Annotated in this window: 1 pseudogene; it reads right to left on the reverse strand. The window is 73.5% G+C overall.

Annotation, left to right across the window (positions count from 1 at the left end):
- Positions 1-38: 38 nt before the first annotated feature.
- A pseudogene (locus tag C1I97_RS40555) lies at positions 39-464 on the reverse strand (serine/threonine protein kinase); the annotation flags it as partial.

Genomic DNA, 464 nt, shown 5'->3' on the forward strand with positions numbered 1-464 from the left:
TGCCCCGGCAGCGTCCGCCGGAGCCGCGGTGACGCGGGTCACTGTCTGGTGAACGTCAGCCTCGCGTCCTTGCCGCCGCCGGTCAGCACGCGCTGGAGACGGCCGTCCGGCAGCAGGGTGACCTCCGAGGCCGCACCCGGACTGCACCCCGCACTCCGGTCACCGGTCGTGACGGTGGAGGGGCCGATCTCCAACGGGCCGCTCCCGCCCGGCTGCTGGGCGAGCCGAGCCTCGAACACGCAGTGGTAGGTGCCGCCGCTGTCGGTGGGACCGTCGGCGACGACCGTGAGCACCGTGTCGCCCACGTTCCCCTGGCTGAGGGTGAGTTGACGGGTGTTCACGCCGTAGGCGTTGTCGATCGTCGCCGTCCAGCTGCCGAGGTAGGCGGTCGGGACCACTCCGCCGACCGGCGACGGGGAGTCCGGCTGCGAGGTCGCCGGGCCGGGATCGGAGCCGTTCGGCTC

The sequence above is a fragment of the Streptomyces sp. NTH33 genome (assembly GCF_003236365.1).
GTDB lineage: Bacteria > Actinomycetota > Actinomycetes > Streptomycetales > Streptomycetaceae > Streptomyces.